This is a genomic window from Bizionia argentinensis JUB59 (genome assembly GCF_000224335.1).
In the GTDB taxonomy this organism is placed as follows: domain Bacteria; phylum Bacteroidota; class Bacteroidia; order Flavobacteriales; family Flavobacteriaceae; genus Algorimicrobium; species Algorimicrobium argentinense.
Genome location: NZ_AFXZ01000011.1, coordinates 1 through 2713, shown reverse-complemented (window position 1 = coordinate 2713; position 2713 = coordinate 1). Strand labels below are relative to the sequence as shown.

The window sequence follows — 2713 nt, the reverse complement described above, 5'->3', positions numbered from 1 at the left end:
GGTTTTGTGTATGATTTCGTTGCGTGTTTAAGCAACTAAATTAGTAAACTAAAACGAACCAGAGGAAATTCCGAAGGAATTTCCAAGTAGGCTAGAATTAGCAATGAATTATACACGTTGTTGTGCAACGTTAGTTATTCTTTTCAATCGCATTTTTAATCGATTCAGAAACTAATTCTTTCGTTTTAGCATCTTCCGTTTCTGTTTTGCCTAAACTCTCGTAAATCGCATTTAATTCAATTCCGTCGTGGATTGGATTCCGCAGTTGAGTGAGCACAAATTCCAATATTTTCTTTTTCTTCGAAACTCTGCTTAAAAATGCCACAAACTTTTTCGGATTCGATTCCAGCGTTTTAAAAATCAGTTCATTATTAAATTCGGAATATTCGGCATTATTTGAACATTCAGGATTCATATTCGCAAAGAAAACAGCAAAGTTTTGGTCATTCAATTCAGTTCCTTTTTCAAGAAGAGAATTAATCTCAACAAGAGTTTTTAAATCACAATTTGAGATTTTTTCAGCAACAACATTTTCTACTTTGTTCTCTGTTCCTTTTTCAGTTTCCGATTCTACAATTTTACTAATTTCAGAATTATTTTCTGTATTAATATATTCAGTTTGTTTCTGCTTACAAGACAGAAAGAATAGTAGAATAAATATTAATGTAATTGCGTTTCTCATAATGTTGCACAACGTTAAATATATGGCAAGTTGGGCAGAAAATAAGCGATTACTTTCAGTTTAGTCACAAGCCAAATCTTTTTATTTTGTTTTAATTTTTCTTCTTTAATACCAAATCAAAAGATTTGGCGACTTTGCAAATAGACAACAACCTTTGGATTAAACAATAATCGCCCAATTTGCTATATATAGTGTTGTAAAACGTTTTTTATTCCTCAATTTGTATTATTCCTCTTTCTTCAAACATAAATGAATAATTCGCTTTAGTATTCAGTTCGTTAATATTAGCAATTATTTTAAGTAAGAGTTTTTTCGTCTCGATAATGTTTTTATTGCTATCAACATTTATGCTTATCAGTTTTTTTTCATCCGATGAAGGAAAGTTTTTATCATCATTTGGATTTCTCAGATGATTATTTAAAACAGTTTTCAAACTATCGATTGGATATTTTAATTCATAATTTACTGTTATACTATCAGTATTTATGTAAATTATCTCTCTTAATTTATAGTCAAATATATCCTCACAAAGTTGTAATGGGTGGATATTGAAAATCTCTTTTTCTGTTTCTAATTTAAATAGGGCATAATTTTTTCTGCAATCTATTTTTTCTATAATTTTTATTATTTCGTTAAAATCGGAAAGAGTATCTATATTAAACTCGATAAATTCGTTATCCGCTAATCTAAGTGTCAAAAAATTTTGCTCCGGTTTTTTACTTTTAGCTTCCTTTTTTTCGTTTTTATTTTGTCCACAACTTATTAGTAGACAGTTTAAAATGAGTATGACGATTGTTTTTCTCAAAGGTTTTATTCCTTTTTTTTATTGTTAGATATTTTTGTCCAAATGTTTGCTACTTCAACGTGATTATAAAACATTATCCAATTCGTTTTTTCTGATATAACAGTTACATCATCAGAACTTGGATATAAAAAATCAGTCCAATATTTTATGAATATTTCTTTCGTTGTTTTTAGAGCAATGTTTCTATGCCAAGTTATTATTATTCCTTCATCCCACTTTTCAAGAGTCAATTCGAGTTGGTTACGAAACCGCTCAATTTTCTCATCATTTTCTGCATTTGCACTTATCCAATCCGTTTGAGTATATTTTTCTCTTAAATTATGTTCAGATTCAAAATAGTCAATAACTTTATTCAATCTTTTAGATTCCATTTCAGAAACTGGTTGAATTAGTTTCTTTTCAGATTCCAAAATATCTGGACTATGAGTTTTTTCCCATCTCCAACCTAATTCAAATTGATTTAGTGTAACTATTTCTTTATGGTTAATTTCGATGTTCAATGAATTCTCTTAAATGTTTTACAACGTCTTGGCTATGCGCAGTGCGGGGCTGCACGCACGGCTTTTCCAGCTAGCGATAGCCAAATCTTTTTGTTTGTCTTTATCTTTTTTTCGCCAAAGCCAAATCCAAAAGATTTGGCGGGGTAGCTCGGCACGCACTGCCCTTTGGTTTAAGCACTTACGCCCGCATTGCGTATAGCCGTTGTTAACTACTGGCGCGACACGTCCGAGTAAGCACGTCAATTTGCGTTCCGCTCGGGTTACGTCCACTCATTTTTTTAAATTTTACCCTCCCGAGTGAAAATTCCGGCGGATCGTTTCTCGTGACGAAGGGGTTTCAAATCCGGCGTATTGTATTCGGATCGAATCAGGTTTCAACTTCACCATTTTATTCCGCCCGAGTAGATTCCCGATCTTTGTTCAAGTCCGAGTGATCTCCTCCCATAAAGTTACTTTTTTTTAGTCCGCCTGAGTAAAAATTCCGGCTTATTGTTTCTTGCCGCTAACGGCTTTCAATTCCGATGTATTGTTTTTGGGATTGGATTAGGTTTCAATTCCGCCCGACTAAAAATCCGTCCGTTTTGTTTTCGGTAGCAGCGGAGTTTCAGTTTCGGTAATTATTTTCAATTCCAAATATTATTCCGCCCGACTGAAAAATCACCCTTTAAAATTCAAAATTCTTTCTGTATCATTTTAGCGACAATGTTTTTTGGAGCGCTTGTAGTT

The 2713-nt window shown here is 32.6% G+C and carries 3 protein-coding genes; all 3 read right to left on the bottom strand.

Features of this window, described 5'->3' with window-relative positions; all coding sequences use genetic code 11:
- Window positions 1–130: 130 nt before the first annotated feature.
- Window positions 131–682 (bottom strand): hypothetical protein, encoded by a 552-nt coding sequence (locus tag BZARG_RS04245; protein WP_008635766.1) that lies wholly within the window; start codon window positions 680–682, stop codon window positions 131–133.
- A 208-nt stretch (window positions 683–890) separates the two neighbouring features.
- Window positions 891–1487 (bottom strand): hypothetical protein, encoded by a 597-nt coding sequence (locus BZARG_RS04240; protein ID WP_008635768.1) that lies wholly within the window; start codon window positions 1485–1487, stop codon window positions 891–893.
- A gap of 5 nt (window positions 1488–1492) precedes the next feature.
- A complete protein-coding gene (locus BZARG_RS04235; protein WP_008635767.1) occupies window positions 1493–1987 on the bottom strand; it encodes a hypothetical protein in 495 nt (164 codons plus the stop codon).
- Between the last annotated feature and the right edge of the window lie 726 nt (window positions 1988–2713).